12 protein-coding genes and 1 pseudogene are annotated in these 17,731 nt (G+C 68.0%); 3 read left to right on the top strand and 10 right to left on the bottom strand.

Annotated elements, in window-relative coordinates:
* Positions 1 to 4 precede the first annotated feature (4 nt).
* From OG841_RS43730 to OG841_RS43705, 6 genes are all read right to left on the bottom strand, one after another.
* Positions 5 to 3,595, bottom strand: a complete 3,591-nt coding sequence (locus OG841_RS43730) for an AHH domain-containing protein (RefSeq protein WP_328636281.1) — start codon at positions 3,593 to 3,595, stop codon at positions 5 to 7.
* Positions 3,592 to 5,385, bottom strand: a complete 1,794-nt coding sequence (locus OG841_RS43725; protein ID WP_371569915.1) for a hypothetical protein — start codon at positions 5,383 to 5,385, stop codon at positions 3,592 to 3,594. Before OG841_RS43725 ends, OG841_RS43730 begins: the two co-directional genes overlap by 4 nt.
* A 37-nt stretch (positions 5,386 to 5,422) precedes the next feature.
* Positions 5,423 to 5,680: a hypothetical protein gene (locus tag OG841_RS43720; protein WP_328636283.1), complete on the bottom strand. Its 258-nt coding sequence runs from the start codon at positions 5,678 to 5,680 to the stop codon at positions 5,423 to 5,425.
* A 37-nt stretch (positions 5,681 to 5,717) separates the two neighbouring features.
* Complete coding sequence (locus tag OG841_RS43715; protein ID WP_328636284.1) at positions 5,718 to 6,119, bottom strand: hypothetical protein; 402 nt, start codon at positions 6,117 to 6,119, stop codon at positions 5,718 to 5,720.
* Between the two features lie 47 nt (positions 6,120 to 6,166).
* A complete protein-coding gene (locus OG841_RS43710) occupies positions 6,167 to 7,468 on the bottom strand; it encodes a hypothetical protein (RefSeq protein ID WP_328636285.1) in 1,302 nt (433 codons plus the stop codon).
* A gap of 91 nt (positions 7,469 to 7,559) precedes the next feature.
* Positions 7,560 to 8,384 carry a hypothetical protein gene (locus tag OG841_RS43705; RefSeq protein ID WP_328636286.1) on the bottom strand — a complete coding sequence of 275 codons (825 nt, stop codon included), beginning with the start codon at positions 8,382 to 8,384 and terminating at the stop codon, positions 7,560 to 7,562.
* Positions 8,385 to 8,695: 311 nt separating this feature from the next.
* On the opposite strand from OG841_RS43705, the gene OG841_RS43700 reads away from it, so the two are divergent.
* Positions 8,696 to 9,826, top strand: coding sequence for a hypothetical protein (locus tag OG841_RS43700; protein WP_328636287.1), 1,131 nt, complete (start codon positions 8,696 to 8,698; stop codon positions 9,824 to 9,826).
* A 222-nt stretch (positions 9,827 to 10,048) separates the two neighbouring features.
* Here the strand turns inward: OG841_RS43700 and OG841_RS43695 are convergent, their stop codons facing one another.
* The 3 genes and pseudogenes from OG841_RS43695 to OG841_RS43685 form a co-directional block, all read right to left on the bottom strand.
* On the bottom strand, positions 10,049 to 11,425 hold the full coding sequence (locus OG841_RS43695; RefSeq protein ID WP_266697342.1) for an IS1380 family transposase: 1,377 nt from the start codon (positions 11,423 to 11,425) through the stop codon (positions 10,049 to 10,051).
* A gap of 648 nt (positions 11,426 to 12,073) precedes the next feature.
* Positions 12,074 to 13,618, bottom strand: coding sequence for a helicase associated domain-containing protein (locus OG841_RS43690; RefSeq protein WP_328636288.1), 1,545 nt, complete (start codon positions 13,616 to 13,618; stop codon positions 12,074 to 12,076).
* A 194-nt stretch (positions 13,619 to 13,812) separates the two neighbouring features.
* A pseudogene (locus OG841_RS43685) lies at positions 13,813 to 14,076 on the bottom strand (helix-turn-helix domain-containing protein); the annotation flags it as partial.
* Between the two features lie 153 nt (positions 14,077 to 14,229).
* On the opposite strand from OG841_RS43685, the gene OG841_RS43680 reads away from it, so the two are divergent.
* Both OG841_RS43680 and OG841_RS43675 read left to right on the top strand, forming a co-directional pair.
* Entirely contained in the window at positions 14,230 to 15,348 is a 1,119-nt protein-coding gene (locus OG841_RS43680; protein WP_328636289.1) for a glycoside hydrolase family 53 protein, read from the top strand.
* Positions 15,349 to 15,559: 211 nt separating this feature from the next.
* Positions 15,560 to 16,903, top strand: coding sequence for a cytochrome (locus tag OG841_RS43675; protein WP_371569912.1), 1,344 nt, complete (start codon positions 15,560 to 15,562; stop codon positions 16,901 to 16,903).
* A gap of 72 nt (positions 16,904 to 16,975) precedes the next feature.
* Here OG841_RS43675 and OG841_RS43670 read toward each other — a convergent pair whose 3' ends face one another.
* Positions 16,976 to 17,644, bottom strand: coding sequence for a YceI family protein (locus OG841_RS43670; RefSeq protein WP_328636291.1), 669 nt, complete (start codon positions 17,642 to 17,644; stop codon positions 16,976 to 16,978).
* Positions 17,645 to 17,731: the final 87 nt, after the last annotated feature.

Here is a 17,731-nt window from a genome sequence, read left to right as displayed (position 1 = left end):
GGTCCTACCTCTCCGGTTTGTTTCCGGGCAGCCGGAGCCGGCGGGCATCGGCCGACTCCACGGGGTCGTCGAGGAGTTCACCGGAGGGCGGGGCAGGCGGCGGCTCCGGGGCGGGTGGGTCGGGGGCGATACGAGGGCCGCCGGGGGCTGTGGGCCGGGGTGCGGCGGCGGGAGCGGCGGGGGCGATCCTCGGACGGGGCCGGCGGCGGGTGGCCTCCACGATCTCCAACAACTCGTCCGACTCGAGCCATTCGAGGTCTCCACCTTCCCGCATCAGCCAGTCCGCGAACCGCTCCCCCTTGGTCGCGCCGTCCTCAAGGTGGAAGAACTGACCGTTCTTGAGTTCTTCCTTGAGTACCGCCAGCGTCTCGTGGACCGTGTTGCTGCGCCTGGCCTCGATCAGACGGAGGGTCAGCTCCTTGTAGTACGCGTTGGTGTGAAGTGTGGGGTGCCGGGTCGCCGCCTCCGCGACGATCCTCGGGTCGGTCGAGGTGCGGGGCAGGTAGATCCCGTTCTCCGGGCCCTGGCGCACGTCGATCTCGGCGTCTTCCAGGATGCGGCGGGCGATCTCGGCACGCGGGTCGCCCTCCGGCACGATGTGGTGAAGATCGTGGCCGGGCGGGGGCGGCTCGGGCATATTGCGTGCCATCGCGGCCGTGGGGCGGTCCGCGCCCCACGGCTTGTCCGGCGTGTCGGACGGCGCGAGGGCCTCCGGCGGCGCCTCCCCGGCCTCGTGGAGCAGGACCTGCTCGTCGTGGGTCGCCCACTTGGACGCGTCGTCGAAGGCTTGGGCGAGGTCGGCATCATCGGCGAAGGTGCCCACGCGGTCCAGGCGGCGGGCCTCGAACTCCTCGATGATGTCCATCGCCAGTCGAGGGTTCTTCTTGGACAGCCTCCGCAAGGCCTCCAGCTGCCGCAGCATGGCCTCGCGGTGCACGGCCCGCCCCCGGTAGCGGGCCCGGATCGACCGGATGCGGCCGAGGACGGCCGCGTGCTCGACCGCGGGCCCGGCCGCCGCGTGGGCGCCGGCGACCAGACGCCAGGCTTCGGGGTCGGCGCGTTCCAGGCGCTCCAGCATCGTGCTGAACGCGGCGGCCCGGTCGGTCCGGCGGGCCTCCTGCTGCCAGAGGGCGATCTCCAGCAGGATCGCGTCGAAGGCCGCCGTCTCGCCGCCGGCCACGTCGAACGCCACCTGGACCACCTGGTAGCCGACCGAACGAACGGCGTCCATCCGGCGGGTGTCTGCGGCCAGCACGGTCAGGAAGTCCATCCCGACCTCCGCGCCCGGACCGATCCGCGCCAGACCGATCTGCTCCAGGGCTGCCAGGAACAGCTTGCCCTCGCCGGGCTTGAGCGCCTTGGCGAGCCGGCCGAGTTCCTGCTCGGAGAAGCCGCCCGGGCCGGCCAGCCGGCGGAACGCGTACGCCAGCTCCTCGCTGAGGCCGCCCGACTTGGCGGCCAGGGTCTGCAGGATCTCGGCCTTGCGAAGCGGCCCCTCGACCACCTTGAGCTGCTCGTGGGCGAGCAGATCCGCCAGGGTGCTGTTCTCGGCGACGTCGACGTGCTCGAGTACCTCGCCGAGTCTGCGCTGGTCCTCGACCGGCAGATGGGACAGCAGCCGCAGGACGTCTTCGTCCGTCCGGAGGTCGCTCAGCACCGCGCTGCCGATCCGCATCGCACGCGCCACCCGGGGCAGACCGGCCGCGATCCGGCTTCCCTCGACGCCCTCGGCGGCCTTGCCGATGAGGGCCAGGAACCGCAGCACCGATGCCAGTTTCTCCGTGAGGCCGACGGCGGAGGCCACCGCCTTGAGCTCGCCGATGCCGACGAACCAGGAGGCGACCTCGAGCACGACGGCCCACTTGATTCTGGCGAGAACCCGCTCGCCGACGTGCAGCAGCGCAGCGCCCTCCAGGCCGTCCCCCAGCTGCCGGCCGATGTGCTTCACCAGCACGGCGCATTCGGCTTCGGCTGGCTTGTAGCCCTCTCCGGCCAGATAGAACGTCAGCACCAGATGTACGAGTTGGCCCAGGCCCTCGATGATCTGCGCCGGGCGCGTGACGATCATCGCCAGCCCTTCGATGAACCCCATCAGCAGGTTCACCGCAGCCACCGCGAGGGTTTCGATCTCGGTCAGCACCCAAAGGCTGAGCTGGACGGCCCCGCCCGTCAGCACGTTGCGTCGGATCTCCTCCCGTGCCTCCGGTGACAGGTCGAACGCCTCGGCGACCAGGTTCGCCACCCCGCGTACGGTGAAGTCGGTGTGCCTGCCGAACCGGGAGCCGACCGTGACCAGCAGGTCCCACAGGTTGTCGCCGATGTCCCTGAACAGCTGCTCGGCGATCCCGGCCCTGGCCAGTTCGCCCCGTACGTAGTCCAGTTCCGCGACGCTCTTGAGCGACCGCATGATCTCGACGATCGCTCGCTCGTGCTCGTCCAGCGTCCAGGCCCTGATCAGCACCTGGAGGTAGCGGGCCTTTGTCGTCATCGGGACGGTCCAGAAGGCCACCATGTCGAACTGGGCCAGGCGGTCGGCGACGGCCTGGAGCCGGGACTCGTCACCACCGAGCACCTGGTCCACCAGCTGGTCGAGGTCGCCGAAGACCAGTCGGTGGGTCTCGGCCGCCGGCAGCTCGCGGCCACCGTGCTTCATCCGGGCGATGATCTCCCGGCCAGCCTCGGCGTTCGGGACCAAGTGGTGCTTTTCCTTGGACACCACCGACAGGACGGCGTAGCGGTGCCCGTCCTCGTCCACGATGCTTCCCTTGACCTCACCGCCCTCGACGGTGGTCATCTCCAGCACACCCGCCGCGGACCATCGCTCGGCGCCCCGCTTGAGCGCCTGGTCGGAGACGGTGGGGGTGGTCGCGACTGCCCACAGGCCGCTGCCCTGCGCCCCCAGCGGGCCTTCCAGCAGCGCGAAGGAAGTGGTGCCGAACACGTTGAGGCCCAGCTGGATGGCCCGGGTGAGATTACTCGCCCGGACGTAGCGCGTGGCCCCGCCCAAGGTCACCGTACGGCCGCCCAGGAGCAGCATCACCACGTGGCCGTCCAGGGCGCTGGGGCCCTCGACCACGTCGTCCGCCTTGGCCGCTGTCGGCGTCTTGTCCTGGCCGCCCGGCGGCGGCTCGGGCGCGTCGGCGGGCGGCGGGGCCGTCTGCGGGGCCGAGGCAGCGGGCGGCGGCGAGGCCGGGGCCGGCGCAGGGGCGGCCGGGGGTGCGGCGGGCTCGGCGGTCGTCGGCGCCGACTGCCCGGTACCGGCCGCTTGGTCTGTCAGATTCCCCACCGCGTCCGCCGACAGCGCGAAGGCCAGGTGGAAGCCGCCGCCGGCCGACGGCCCGGCGGCTGCCTCGGCCTGCACGGCCCCCTCGACGGCGACCGCTGTCGCCAACGGTGTGAAAGGTGCCGCCCCGGCCGGCTGCGGCATACCGTTGGCCCGCAGGCCGGTCTCCCGCAGCCCGGCCACCGCCTTGGAGACCGCGCGCAGCAGCACCTGTTCCAGCGCCCGTTGCCGGTCCTGGGCCGGTTCGCCGTCCAAGGTCACCGACTCCGGCAAGTGCAGCCGAATACTCAGGGAGTCGCCGCCCGGGCTCATGGCGCCGCCTCCAACCGGCTGAGCTGCGCGGCAAGTTCGTCGCGCCGCCGCTGCGAAGCCCGTACCTGCTCGGGGGTGGCGGAACGGGAGCCCGCCGCCGCTTCCTCGTCGGCGATCCGGGCCCGTACGACGGCTGCCAGTTCCACCGTGGCCAGCGGTTCGAGCTCCACGGAGTAGGTCGACCTGATCAGGTCGCGCACCTCGCGTACCAAGTGCCAGGGATGGGTTCGGATGTACTCGACCTCGTTGTGCTCGATCCGCTCGGCGGCGACCGAGACCGACGCCAGCGTGATCTCGCAGCTCTCCAGTTCTGTGTCGTCGTCTCCACCCCGCTCGATGGTGGTGAGAACGCCGACGACGGCGTACAACTGCTTGCCGGGGTGCCGCAGCTGAAGGGCCGCCAGCTCCTCGATCCGGTTGTCCAGCCGGGCCTGGATCTCCGGTTCGAACGCCTTGAGCTTCGGCTGCGCCCATCCGTCCAGGAACCAGTTCTCGATGGCCTGGTCCACCTTGGACATGAGGGCGTTCCAGATCACCGCCGCCCCGATCCTTGCCACGCCGAGCCCGGCGGCGCGTACCCGGCTGGAGAATTGCACCCGCAGCGGCTGCCGGGACATCGCCCCGCCGACCCGGCGGCGCATTGCCTCGGTCTCGGCGTGGGAGCGCGGGCGGCTCGGGCTGACCTTGTTCGTCCTGGCGTCGGCGATGTCCTTCTCGCGTGCCGCCCGGACCTGCGGGCCGACCACGTCGTCCGGCTCCACCCCGGGCGGCAGGTTTCTCGCACCGGAAGCGTAACCGCCGGCGTTCGTGAGCTTCAGTTCGATATTGAGCTCGGGTGGGATGGGCTTTCCGGCCAGAACAGCGGCGTGGGCGCCCTCCAGCTGGTGAAGCACGGCTGCCTTCTCCGGGAAGTCCGGCATCGGACGGATCCGGCTGATCGCCTCCTCCAGGCTGCTGCCGAGGTTCTTGCCGAGTGCGGTGGCCTTCTTGCCCTCGGACTTCCCGAGGGTTCCGGAGCTCTTGTTGTCGTACAGATAGAGCTTGCCGCTCTCGGGATGGACACCGACGGCGTCGAGGCCGTGGCCGGTGAGGTGATGCGCGCCCGGCCCGGACGAGGTGATCACCATGCGGATACCGCGCGGACCCAGCGCGAAGGGAAGATCGTGCTCGCCGTAGGCTCCGCCGGCGTGCGAGGCGGTCACCGGGAACGGTTCGTCGTGCGGCGGGGCCGGGCCGCCCGACATCAGGACGATCGCTGCGGTCGTCGGCGTGCCGTGCGGCGGCCCGGTGCCGGTGACCTTCGGTCCGGAGGCCGATGTGGTCTGCGACCCGGTGGTGGTCCCGGGTGTCCGGCGGTGCAGCTCCGCCTCCAGGGCGTCCAGGTATCCCTTGGCCGCGGCATAGGCCGGCTCCACCCGTTGGTGGCCGAGCAGCCAGCGCCGTACGTGTCCGTACTCGGCTTCCAGTTCGTCGTCGGACAGCGGGGCGGGGTCGCGCGGCTGCGGTTCGGCGGCTTCCAGCCGGACGGGCTTGAGGGCGCCTCCGCCGTCGTAGGACGGAACCCGGTAGACCCGCCCGGCCGGATTCAGCCGGGCCTGGTCCATCTCTTCCTGGGCCTGGACCGGCACGGCCGGCGCGCCGCCCGTCAGGGTCTGCAGGTGCTGGCGAGCCTGCCGGAGCCGTATCGCAAGCGCCTCCTCGACGACTCGGCCGAGCTCTTCCAGATCCGTTGCCGACGGCTCTGCGGCGACCGACACCGTGATCGGGAAGTGAAACGACAGCTGCGACATCCCGGGCTCCTCCGGCTTCTCGTCCGGCCTCTCGGGCTCAACTCAGCGCCTGGTAGAGCGCTTCGTAGATCCTGGTCTCAAGGGAGATTGCGGCCTCGTCGGTGCCTTCTCCCGCCATCACCACGTGGACCGGGAAGTAGTAGTGGACCTCCGCGCCCGAGCGGGCGGACACGGCCGCCTCCGAGCCCGGCGCCGGGACGACCTTGTCGCCCTGGTGCACCTCGATCAGTCCGGGGCCTTCGACGGATTGGGCGTATTCCTGGTCCGGGACAGGGTCCTGGTTCGAGTCCGACATCGGGGCCTCCATCCGCCCGTCGGGCGGCTTGCGCCGGCTAGGCGTTGGTGGGGACGGCCTGCAGGCAGATGCAGTTGAACGTGGTGGTGGGCACACCATCGATCACGATCGTGTTGGCGACGGACGTGACGTAGCAGTCGTTGAAGGCGATGCTCTTGAACGTCCAGTCCTTCCCCTTGCCCTGCTGGACGACAACGCTGAAGGCGGTGTTGGCCAGCGCCAGCCCTGTGAGCGTCGCCACGGCCGTACCGATCGCCTTGACCGCCATGGTGAAGGTGAACGCTTGCGGCTGGACGACATGCGCGACGTTGTCGGCCTCCAGCGAATGCAGGGGCTGCACGGGGACGTTGAAGGTCGGATTGAACGAGTCGATGGGGGTGACCGGGCTGCCGTTCACCGCCACCGCCAGCCGGGTGTCCCATTTCAGGCCGTCGGGCATGGTCTCTCACTTCCCTCGTTTCCCTCGTTCTCGCATCCCGGGCTCGGTCAGCCAGTGAAGACGAGGTCGATCTTCAGCCGGTGGATGGCGCCGGCATAGACGACCGCGATCGTCATGTCGACCTGACGGGCGCTGCGGGCGTCCTTGATCTCCTTCGCCTCTGCCGCGGACAGGTCCACCGGGTCCTTGTCGAAGAGCGTCAGCAGCGGGATGACGATAGTGAAATCCTCGATCACCTCCTGCGACACCAGCGGGGAGAGCACCGACTGCACCAGCGTGGCGACGGAGCGCAGGCCGACCCTGGAGATCCGCAGATTGCCGATGGACTCGATCAGTGACGCCTTGATCCGGAAGTTGACGTCGTCGAGGGTCCGGACGACATCGATGTACTTCTTGTTGTGACTCGCGTCGGCGGTGTAGCCCTCGCCCAGGAAAAGCGCTTGGCCGGGGAGAAGTACCGGACTGGTGATCCAGTTGATGAGGGCGCTGTCGTACCTGTCGATCTCCGCGTCGGAGAACGGCTTCGTCATCGCGATGCTGATGGGCTTGAGCAGCATGGAGATGTGCGGCCGACAACCGGCGATGACCCCGGCCGTGGCCGCTGCCACATCGTCGGCGGACCGGTGGGCGACGAGCACCATCCGCTCCTTCTTCACGGCCCCGGTGTTCAGGGTGACCGCGTCCTTGGCGGACAGCGAGCCGTCCAGCATGGCGACACCGATGCGTTCCTTGCCGTCGCCCTGGATGGCTGACACGTGGTCCGCCAGCTTGCCGACCGTCTCCGCGTTCGCCTCGTTGAGGGGCGTGTTGGCAAGTACCACGATCTGCACGTTGAGCTTTCCCGCCTTGGCCAGCGCGTCCTCCCATGGGCGGGCGCCGGCGAAGTCCACTTGGACGCCCCAGACCCTGGTCGGAGGCGGCACCTGGCGGAACGCGGCGCCGATGGCCCGGACGAGGTCGTTGTCGCCCACCTCCGTCACATCGGCCCCGGCGGCGTGACCGCCCGCCAGCGCCGAGTCCAGCGTGAGGGTGAAGTCCGTCCCGGCCGCCGTCGTGTTGGACACCGTGTGAGTCTCGGAGGCCGCGCCTGTACCGATCCGCACCTCGGTGGAGGCCGGCACGCTCACTGGGACGGTGACAGCGGTCGCACCGGCGGCCACGTCCGCGACCAGCGTGGTCGCTCCGGGTGGGTACGCATCAGCCGCAGCCGACGGCGAGGTGAAATCCGTCGGCTGCGAATGCGTGGTGCCGAACCCGCCCTTCCCGATAATGGCGATGTCGCCGAACGCCCGGACAGCGGGCGCGAACAGATCGCTGCTGGCGGTGACATCGATGTACTTGACCGCCATCATCCGCTCCTTACGTGATGCATGACTATCGGCCGGCCGCCGCGTCGGACGAGCTGCTGCCCCGGGTTTCCACCGGTCGCGCTGCCAGGTCTCATGCGACGTCCTCGAACGCGGCCACGAAGCCCTCTGCTGCCAGCAGGTCGGACACCTGCTGCTCGGTCCCCGGGGCGGCCTCGGATGCGAGCGCGGCGGCGGGGAAGACTGCCAGCCACGCACTGGTGGCGAGCAGAGCCCCGCCGTCGTACTCCTCAGCTCTCGGGTGCATGTCGTCCAGTGCGCTACGGCACTGGACCAGTCGGCGCAGCGCGGCGCCCAGGTTCAGGTCGGGCAGGAACAGCACCGAGACACGCAAGCGGTAGGTTCGACCGGGCGCGCCCGGGTCGAAGGGCGGCGGATCCGCGTAGTGCATGCGGTACAGCCGCGGGAACTGCGCCTGGAGCTCCTCGAAGTCGGCGACCTCTGCACGGCGCATCAGCTCCGCGAGGTCGAGGAAGTCGAATTTCTCCAAGAACTCCTGCTCGGACAGCCCCGAAATTTCCTGCGAGCCCAGTGCGTCGAGCGCGCCGGCGGTCAGCACCACCCGGGCCGTCACGACGGTGTCCAGCGCCAGGTCGATCCACTGCGGCGGTGCGACCGCTGGGATCTCCAAGGTTGCCCTGGCCTGCGCGACGTCCGGCAGCAGCTTTTCCCAGCCCCCGCGGACCGTCACCGGCGATCTGACCGGTACCTGGAAGCTCGTTCCGGTGATCTGGACCGAGTCCACAAACCGGACCTCCAGCAGGCTCGGCTCGTAGACGGCTGCCAGCAGGGACCGCACCCGGAGCCGGTCGGGATCTCCCCGGGGCACCAGAAGACCCGCCACCTGCTCCGGTTGTGAATACCGGAGCATCAGTTCGTCGACGAAAGCCTTCATCATGCCTCCCACGCGGCAGAACTCTCACGATCGGGCCTCAGGTCCGGCTTTCTCGGGTTCGGTCTGCCCGCGCGCCGCAGATACGCACGGCAGTACCGGGCGCATCACTCAGGTAACGGGGTTGTCCGGAGGGCACGAATGGGCGACGCTCCGGACCAGATCGTTCACCATTGAGATTACGCCGGACGGGCGAAGCCTGCACGTCGGCGGTTCCTGACATCGGTTCATCAAGATGTTTCAGACCCACCACGGCGTGCGCCCATCAAGGCGTGTCACACAGCAAGAGAACCTCCTTGCAGGCCATAGTCGTTCACGTGACCGAGAACATGCCAGAACCTGACCAATCAGAAGAAAAGGACAAGATCGAACGCGGATGGTGGAAGAGGCGCAGATGGGCTGCCGCTGAACTGGGCCCGTGGGAGCAGAAAGAGGGACTCCGCGCGAGGATTGCCGAACTGGAGGCGATCCTTGACGCCGTGGCAATGCGTGCGGTTGCGGACCCCGGCCGATCCGACGTCGCACCGACCTACCTGGCAAAGGCCCGCCACGAACTGAGAAAGGCCGACGAAGCCCTCTCGCACCATGCCCATCCGGCCGTCAGAGGTGCGGCACATCTCGGTGTCGCTCAGTCACATCTCGATGCCACCCAGAACCTCATCATCTGGTTGGCTTCCCCCGAAGACATCAAGGCAATGATCCCCCAGTTGGTCGCCCTGACCGAGGAGCATTTTCCCACCAAAGACCCGCGTCGCGTCCGCATCAAGGAAATCGCCAAACTGGTCCAAAGCACCGGCGAGCTCAGCTTGAGCCAACGCGCCTTTCTTGCCGAGACTGCAAGCCTTGCGCGTCGTCTTCTGCACAAGGAGACACTGCACGTCCGCAGCTTCGTTAGGATCGTCACCGCTGTGACAGGTGCCATGTTGCTCATCGCGATCGGGATCGCGATCGCTGCCTTCAACTGGCCCGGCATGGTCCCGTTGTGCTTCACCCCGCAAGACGCCGGAAGGTTCATGGTGGTCTGCCCCACGCACAGCGGCGTAAGCACCTTGGGCAAGCCGCACACAAACCAGATCGCACATACCGCTCAAGCCCAGGACTACCTCGTCATCGAGATTGTCGGCACAGTGTCTGCCGCCATCGCCTCGGCCGCGTCGCTACGCCGGATCCGGGGAACCGCGCTTCCTTATAACGTGCCGCTGGTCATCTCGGCCCTCAAACTACCCACCGGAGCTCTGACAGCCCCACTTGGGCTGTTGCTCATGCGCGGCGGATTCGTACCGGGTCTCAGCTCACTCGATTCCTCTGCCCAGATCATCGCGTGGGCCATTGTCTTCGGCTACTCCCAGCAGCTGTTCACCAAATTCGTCGACTCGCAGGGTCAGGCGCTTCTGGACTCCGTCCATGGCCCGACCAGTCCACATACAGGTGAGGATGTAAAGCCTTAACATCGATTCTTCGGTGGGTTTGGTCTGGAGTGACCTGGCGGTTCGCCCGTAATGCCCCTAGCCTCGATCTTTCTTGACGGTCCGCGAGGGAGTCGGTGGACCGTTTCGCTTTCGGTGGCTGATTGCGGGCAGGCCGTGGGCCCGAGTGTCGCGTCGGGTGGGCGCCGGGTTCCACTGCTCCGGGTGGGGTGGTGCTACTCGCAGGGGTAGGGAAGCTGCTGGTCAGCCGGGGTTCGGCAGGAGTGTGAGCCGTGCGAGGGCGTCTGTGATCTCGTTGGTCCAGGGCCAGTGGGCCGCGAGGCGGAGGATGCGGCGCCGGCCGGTGGTGACGAGCTGGGCGGCTGCGGAGAACAGGCGGAAGCGGAGGCGGCGGGGTTCCCAGAGACGGGTCTGGCCGGTCAGGGCGAGCATGGGCATCCAGGCCAGCAGGTCGAGTGCGATCTGGACGATCTCCAGCCACACCTTGTTCTGCGCGGTGTCGTGCAGGGGCAGATTGCGCAGGCCCGTCGCGCGGGCAGCTCGGATACGGTCCTCGGCCCGGGCCCGCAGCCGGTGACGGAGCTCGAGTTCGGCGATGGGACGGCCGGCGGTGTTGGTAGCAAAGCAGGTGATCCGCATGCCGTCCGCATCGGTGATCCTCAACTGGGCCCCGGGATGCGGCCGTTCCTTGCGGACGATCAGCCGCATGCCCTTCGGCCAGCCCTCAAGCAGGTCGCCGGTGAGCTCGGCGACCCAGGCCCCGTCGCGGACCTCGCCGCCGGTCTCGACGGCCGGCGTCCATGCCGATGCCGGGATCTTCAGGACGTGCTGGTGAATGGCTTCGGTGATCACCATGCCGACCGAGTAGGACAGCCAGCGCCCGCGCTGGGCGATCCAGGCGACGAACTCGTGGGTGCCGCCCGCGGAATCGCAGCGGATCAAGGTCTGTCGCCCCCGCCGGTACTTCGTGGGCAGCTGAGCGAGGGCGAGGCGGGCGGCCTCGATGTGGTCGGCGGCCGTGTTCGAGCCCGCGTTGCCCGCCCTGAGAAGGGACGCGACAGGTTCACCGGTGCCACCGGAGCCGTGATCGACGAAACCCATCAGCGGGTGGTGACCGTAGGTCTTCTTCCAGGTCGGGGCGGCGTCCTGCTTGTCCGAGTGGGCGATGACCAGCACTCCGTCCAGATCCACGGTCACCTGCCCACCAGCGTCCGGAGCCCCGTCGCGGGCCAACTTCCAGACCCGGCAACGGACTTCGGACCGGGCTGTGCGGATTGCGGTCAGTGCCTTCTCGCCCGAGGCGGCAAGGGTGTCGATCAGGCGGGAGACTGTCGGGTCGGAGGCGACCGGCCCGAACACGGCTGGCTCGGCCCGAAGCATGCCCACATCTGCCAGGCAGTCCCCGCCCAGCGCGACCGCCAGCGCCACATCCAGCAGGACCTTGCCCGGATCATGCACCGCCCGCGACTTGCGCCACGGCGCCAACGCCGCCGATATCGCCCTGTCCAGGCCAGTCTTGCGGATCGTCTCCACCAGCAGCACACCGCCGGCCTGGGAGACCACCCCGCGACCACCACCTTCGGTACGGACACACGGGTAGGACCCGATACGCTTCTTCACCTGGAGAGTGCTTCTTTCACGCGACGACCTGGACCCTAGACAAGTCCCATCGTTGCAGGTCAGGAGCACTCTCCGCGTTTCTGATCACCTACCGGACGCCCTGCCACGTGAAAGCGCGAGGCTAGAGGTTGTCCCGTAACCAGTGGGGCGGATGTTGTGTTGGTGAGCATGGGTGGGGTGATTTCAGCGGATGATCCGAAGTGGATCGAGCCGTTCTGCGGGCTGACCGAGGTGCCGTTCAAGTGGTTGGCCTCATCCCGGTCCGCTCGGTACGAGCGCAGATGGGCTGGTTGGGCGGGGCTTCGGGCTGCGGAGCGGCATGCATGGTCTTGTTCTCCCAGTCTTCGAAGTGCTTAGGCAGCGCCTTCGGGTCGCGGGCGGCATCTCGGTGCCACTGGATGAACGCGCGGACGGCTGGGCGGTGGGCGTCAGAGGCCGCGCCCGGCCGGAAGCAGTCCAGCTGGGGTGAGTTGGCGGAGCTGCCACCGAGACCGCTCACGACCGCTTGCTGCTTGCGCAGTCAGCCGTTGTCAGGGCATGTGCTCGTCGTACTCGGCCAGCAGAGCCCGTAGCCGGACAGCTTGTTCGTCGTCAGTGCGACCTTGGCGCTTGCTCTTGTTGTTCCGCTTCCACACCCCAAGTCGCCGTTCAGTGGCGTCGGAAGCGTGTGCTCGTGGCACCCGGCCGTGTTCCGCCGCCCAGACACCCAATTCGGCCAACGTAGTGTTCCAGCCAGGTGTCTTCCTGTGGTGTCCACGCCCAGCCCGGCAACTCTTCCAGAACGGCTCTGCGTTCCGCGTCATAGGTGGCCCGCCGGCTCCGGAAGGAGTTGACCCAGACGCCTAGCCTGTGGCCACTCCACTCTTCCTTCTGCTTGATGCTGCCGACACTGCGCTGGGTCTGGGCGGTGAAGTTCTGAAGGATCACGACCTTGGTCAGGAATCCCTCCTCGAACGGGTCCCAGCTCCAACCGGGTATCGACGCCAAGGCTTCGAGCTTCCATGCGGGCAGGTCCTCGCCCTGGTCGGCCAGCCTCTTGCGGGTCATACGAATGTTGTTCGCCCACACGGTCGCCTCGCGCCCTTCCATCGCGCGGCTCTCGTTCAGGACAGCGGATCGGTAGAGGTCGCGCTGTCGGCGGAATGACGCGTCATGGGCATTCTCGGTCGACCACGATTCGACGGTGGAAAGACGTCGGGCACGCTCGTCGTCCAGACCGCCACTGGCCGCCAAGGCGCGCTGTTTTCGGACCCAACGGGCCAGATCGACGCCGCCGACCGTGACTTCCCGATCGCTCGGGTAGCAATGGCCCTCGATGGCCTCGTAGTCAACGAGTGCGGCATACATCCGCGCCCACCGTTCCTTGTGCAGGTTCCGCTCGACGCGAAGCGCAGCTTCGCCGAGGCGGTCGCGGATCCACCGCGCGGCAAGAGGTCGGTTCTGTGGACCGGCGAAGGAATCCTCGCGATAGCGATAGGCCTCGGCCTTTCCTACCAAGCCCAGCCCGGCCAGGTGGTCCAGCACGTCGACGGCGGCGTCTTCGGCAGCAGCCATGAACCCAATGACTACATCGAATGTCGGATCCAGTGGTGCCAGGGGCGCCTCGCGGATCCGCACCACAGCCAACCCCGCAGCGCGCAGCCGGGCAGCCTTGGCTGCGTCCTTCTCCTCCTTGCCCTCATGCCACCAGACTCCGTCGAACTCCAATACAAGAGAAGGGTTGTCGTGCTCATCGACGGCAACAATGTCCACGGCCGCGCTGCGTCCGTCGGCGTCCGGCACCTGTTTGCGGTCCTGGTCGATGCGTAGCACGGTGGCGAGCTCAGCCTTCAGCTGAAGCTCCTGTACCGAGGTCCCCACCAGGCGGCACTCGGGACACGTCTTGCTGCCGTTACCTTTCCTGCCCCCGGTGAAGGCGTTCACGATCCGCCGGAACGATGGGTGGTCGGGGTTGATGTCGCACGTCCACCACGCCTCTTGGCTGCTGCCGACGCGCAGTTGCTCTGCGGTGATGGTTGAGCGCTCGGTGTCCAACCTCGGGACGTCGTCCGGGTAGAGGTCCGAGAAACGGTTGGTGGAAGAGATACGGTGGCCGGCGCAGAACGGGCAGCCCCGGCCCCGGCCGTCGTCCAGCCAGCGGTGGTCGTCGGCCTCCGAGCAGACACGAATACCGTCAGCGTTCGTCGTGATCAAGTAATCCCCCACAGCTTTAACCTGCGCAAGCCCTGCTAGAACGTGGCGTCCGTACGGTAGACCCCGTCCGGGTACCGGCAGGCCAGAGCCCGGCCGATGCCGAACAAGGGATTCGGCGCTCTCCGCGGCGAGCCGCAGTGGCACCACCAGGCGTGGGGGCGGACGCTGAGGCGAGCTGCCGCAGGACACACACCACGGCCGGGGACGCGGCGGCGCTGCGCGGGCAGTGTCTCCCGGGCCCGGGTGGGCCCGGCCAAAAGGTCCAGCGGGTCGATGCCGTAGTGCGCGGCCAGCGCGTCGCAGTCGGCCAGGTTCCAGGCGGCGGTTCCGGACTGACGGCGGCTCACCTGTCCCTGGCGCACACCCAGAGCGGCGGCCAGATCCATCTGCGACTCGCCGGTCGCGCACAGGGAAGCGGCCACCGCCGATCGCACAGCGGGTGAAGCACTTTCACGCAAAACTGTGTACGTACACACTTCAGTCCACCAGCTAACTCCTCTCTAAGCTCGTAGAAATGCTGCCGACACGTGTATTTACAGCGTCATCAGCACCTCCTACTGTGAACGATCACAGAACTCATCCACATGGTCATGTCAGACAAGGAGGTCGGGATGACCCTCAAAGGTCCGCGCCGCCTCGTGAGAGCCGCCATGCTCCTGGCAGCCCTCGCCCTGCCCGCATCCCTGCTCACCACGCCCAGCGCCTCTGCCGCCGGTTCGCTCACCATGCTCGGTGCCGATGTGTCGACCGCCCAGCGCGCGCTCGACCTCGGTGCCAAGTACTACGACGCGAGCGGCACCGCCAAGGACCCGCTGGACATCCTCAAGGGCCTCGGCGTCAACTACGTCCGCCTGCGGGTCTGGAACAACCCCGCGAGCGGCTACAACAACAAGGCCAAGGTGCTGTCGTACGCGAAGCAGGTGAAGGCCAAGGGGCTCAAGCTGCTGGTCGACTTCCACTACTCGGACACCTGGGCGGACCCGGGCAACCAGAACAAGCCCGCGGCGTGGGCCGGCCACACCATCAGCCGGCTGCAGACCGACGTCTACAACTACACGTACGACGTCTGCAACAGCCTCAAGTCGCAGGGCACGACACCGGACAGCGTGCAGATCGGCAACGAGATCAACGTCGGTATGCTGTGGAACGAGGGCAAGGTCGTCAACAACGACTTCACCAACCTCAGCCTGCTGCTCAAGTCGGGCTACAACGCGACCAAGGCGTGCAACAGCGGCACCCAGGTGATCATCCACACCGCCGACGCCGACAGTGACGCGAACGCCCGCTGGTTCTACGACGGCATCAAGGCCAAGGGCGTCAACTGGGACATCACCGGGCTGTCCTACTACTGCCCGTGGCACGGCACGATCGCCAACATGGGCAGTGTCGTGGCCGACATGAAGTCGCGTTACGGCAAGAACGTCATCATCGCCGAGACGGCGTACCCGTTCACCTCGGCCAACGCGGACAGCACCGCCAACTCCATAACGACCGGCTGCTCGGGCTATCCGCTCAGCTGGCAGGGACAGGCGGACAACTTCACCGCCGTGCAGAACGCCGCCCGCAGCAACGGCGCGATCGGGGTCTTCTACTGGGAGCCCACCTGGTACGCGGTGACCGGCAACGGATGGGACCCGGCCGACATCAACAACAGTGGCAACGGCTGGGACAACATGGCCGTCTTCAACTGGACCGGCAATGTGAACCCGAACATCAAGTGGACCCCGTAAGAGGCGACTTGGACCAGGAACGGCACCGCCGCCAGGCGGTGCCGTTCGTCGTTGCTCCGGCTTCCCGGAGCACTGGGGCGATAATCACCCCCCGCCATGAGAGCAGCGCAGCGGGTCACATTACTCTGGCGTAGCGCCTGACCGAGGGAAGGAAGCCATGGGGGTCCAACGGAACAGCGGATCGGCAGCCGGTCACGGGTCGCTGGAGTCGATGAGTCTCGAACCGCTCATGACCCGCGACTACGAGCGGGATCCGGCGATCGTGTACGAGCGTCTGCGCCGGGTGCACGGCCCGGTCGCGCCGGTCGACCTGCTGGGGGTGCCCGTCTGGCTCGTGCTGGGCTACGAGGAGGCGTTCCAGGTTCTCCGTGACGACCACGCCTGGCCGAAGGGTCTGGAGAACTGGCGGGCGCGGCGGGAAGGGCGGCTGCCCGAGGACTGGCCGCTCGCGCCGTCGCTGGACGTCAACCATGTGCTGATCCAGGGCGGTGAGGGCTACCGGGGCCTCCGTGTCGCCTGGGACACCGCGCTCCGGCCGTTCCAGGATCCCCGGCATCCGGTGGCCAAGCGGCTCAAGGCGAAGATCACCCGAGACGCCGACGAGCTGATCACGCTGTTCTCGCAGGGCGGGCGCACGGGGTGGGCCGATCTGTCGGCCCAGTTCGCGCGGCCGTTGCCGTTGATGGTGGCGAGTCACCTGCTCGGCTTCCCCGGCTCGCAGCACGACGACGCGCTGATGGACATGTGGCGGGTGCTGGACGCGGGGCCGGACGCGGGCCCCGCGCTGGAGCGCCTGCTGGCGACCCTGTCGGAGTTGGGCGCGTCGAAGATGAAGGAACCCGGCGACGACTTCCCCTCCTACCTGCTCGCCTCGCATCCCGGGCTGAGCGTCGAGGAGTTGTCGCGCGAGCTGATGATGCTGCTCGGGATGACCTCGGACCATGTCGGCATCCTGATCTCCAACACGGTCGTCGAGGTCATCACCGGGAACCTCCCCTCGAGCGCCAGTCTGTCTGCGGGGCTGATCAGGGAGACCATGAACCGGGTGGTGATGCAGAAGCCCCCGCTGATCAACTTCGTGCCCCGGTTCCCGCTGACCGACATGCGGCTCGGCGAATACACCATCGCGGCGGGTGATCCGGTGTGGGTGTCGGTCGGCGCAGCGCACGCGGATCCGGCCTTCGCGGGCAAGGTCTGCCCCGAGTCGACCATCAGCACACGGGCCCATCTGTCCTGGGGCGCGGGTCCACGGCAGTGTCCGGCCCGGGAACTGGCCGGTGGCGCGGCGGCGATCGGGGTGAGCAGGCTCTTCGACCGGCTGTCCGGGCTGGAGTTGTCACTGCCCGTCGATCAACTGCCCTGGCGTTCCTCGCCGTTCATGCGGGGGCTGCGGTCACTCCCGGTGCGTTACACCCTCTCGGACGCGGCAGCCCTGCCGGTGCCCACTCCCCCGGCCCTCCCCGTGCCGGTCGGCTCGGCTCCGGCCGACGAGACCGCCGTACGGCCGCGTTCGTCGCTGTGGCGCTATCTGGCGGGGCTGGTGCGCGGGCGCTGACGGCCCCTGGAACACCGGAGCGGGCCACGAACTCCAACGAGTTCGTGGCCCACTCTTCGCGGTAGGGCCCGGTCAGCCGGCCGGAGGCGTGCGGATCGCGGCGATGTCGAACTGAAGGCGTACTTTCTCGCTGACCATGGCGCCGCCCTCGGCGAGCCTGGTGCTGTAGGTCAGGCCCCATTCGGAGCGGTTGATGGTGGTGGTGCCGTCGAAGCCGGCCCGTTGGTAGCCGAACGGGTCGGTGACATGGCCTATGTAGGTGAGTTCCAGGACCACGGGGCGGGTGGTCGCCTTGATGGTGAGGTCGCCGCTCATCCGGTACACGTCGGGGCCGACCGCTTCCACGGCGGTGCTGACGAACCGCATGCGCGGATAGCTCGCGGCGTCCAGGAAGTCGCGGCCCACGAGGTGGCCGTCGCGCTGCTCCACGCCGGTGTCGACACTCCCGGTGGAGATGATGATCTCCGCCTTCGAGCGGGACGGGTCGCGGCCGTCGAAGTAGAGACGGCTCTGGTACTCCAGGAACGCCCCGCGCACGGTCGTCACCATGGCGTGGCGTACGGAGAAGCCGATCCTGCTGTGTGCGGGGTCGATGGCCCATTCCCCGGTCAGGGCCGCCAGTCCAGGATCAGGAAGGACGGCTGTGGCAGTGGCCGACGACCCGGTGGGGGGCTGGGTGACGGCGGCGGGTTCCGTGCGGTCCGCGCGACGGAACGGGGTGCCACGGTTGAACAAGTTCATACATCACCTAATTACTGCACGGGAGTTGTTGTCGCAAGCCATGATCTGCCGTCGACGAAATATCCACGCATTCGTCACACGATTCCC

The organism is Streptomyces canus, assembly GCF_041435015.1.
GTDB lineage: Bacteria > Actinomycetota > Actinomycetes > Streptomycetales > Streptomycetaceae > Streptomyces > Streptomyces canus_G.
The sequence above is the reverse complement of the archived record's forward strand: the minus strand, read 5'-3'. Positions and strand labels throughout refer to the sequence as shown.

What these genes read in the sequence shown, in the direction of transcription:
- OG841_RS43730 (WP_328636281.1), bottom strand. Translation starts at nt 3,595, where the DNA reads ATGAGCCCGGGCGGCGACTCCCTGAGTATTCGGCTGCACTTGCCGGAG.
- OG841_RS43725 (WP_371569915.1), bottom strand. Translation starts at nt 5,385, where the DNA reads ATGTCGCAGCTGTCGTTTCACTTCCCGATCACGGTGTCGGTCGCCGCA.
- OG841_RS43720 (WP_328636283.1), bottom strand. Translation starts at nt 5,680, where the DNA reads ATGTCGGACTCGAACCAGGACCCTGTCCCGGACCAGGAATACGCCCAA.
- OG841_RS43715 (WP_328636284.1), bottom strand. Translation starts at nt 6,119, where the DNA reads ATGCCCGACGGCCTGAAATGGGACACCCGGCTGGCGGTGGCGGTGAAC.
- OG841_RS43710 (WP_328636285.1), bottom strand. Translation starts at nt 7,468, where the DNA reads ATGGCGGTCAAGTACATCGATGTCACCGCCAGCAGCGATCTGTTCGCG.
- OG841_RS43705 (WP_328636286.1), bottom strand. Translation starts at nt 8,384, where the DNA reads ATGATGAAGGCTTTCGTCGACGAACTGATGCTCCGGTATTCACAACCG.
- OG841_RS43680 (WP_328636289.1), top strand. Translation starts at nt 14,230, where the DNA reads ATGACCCTCAAAGGTCCGCGCCGCCTCGTGAGAGCCGCCATGCTCCTG.
- OG841_RS43675 (WP_371569912.1), top strand. Translation starts at nt 15,560, where the DNA reads ATGAGTCTCGAACCGCTCATGACCCGCGACTACGAGCGGGATCCGGCG.
- OG841_RS43670 (WP_328636291.1), bottom strand. Translation starts at nt 17,644, where the DNA reads ATGAACTTGTTCAACCGTGGCACCCCGTTCCGTCGCGCGGACCGCACG.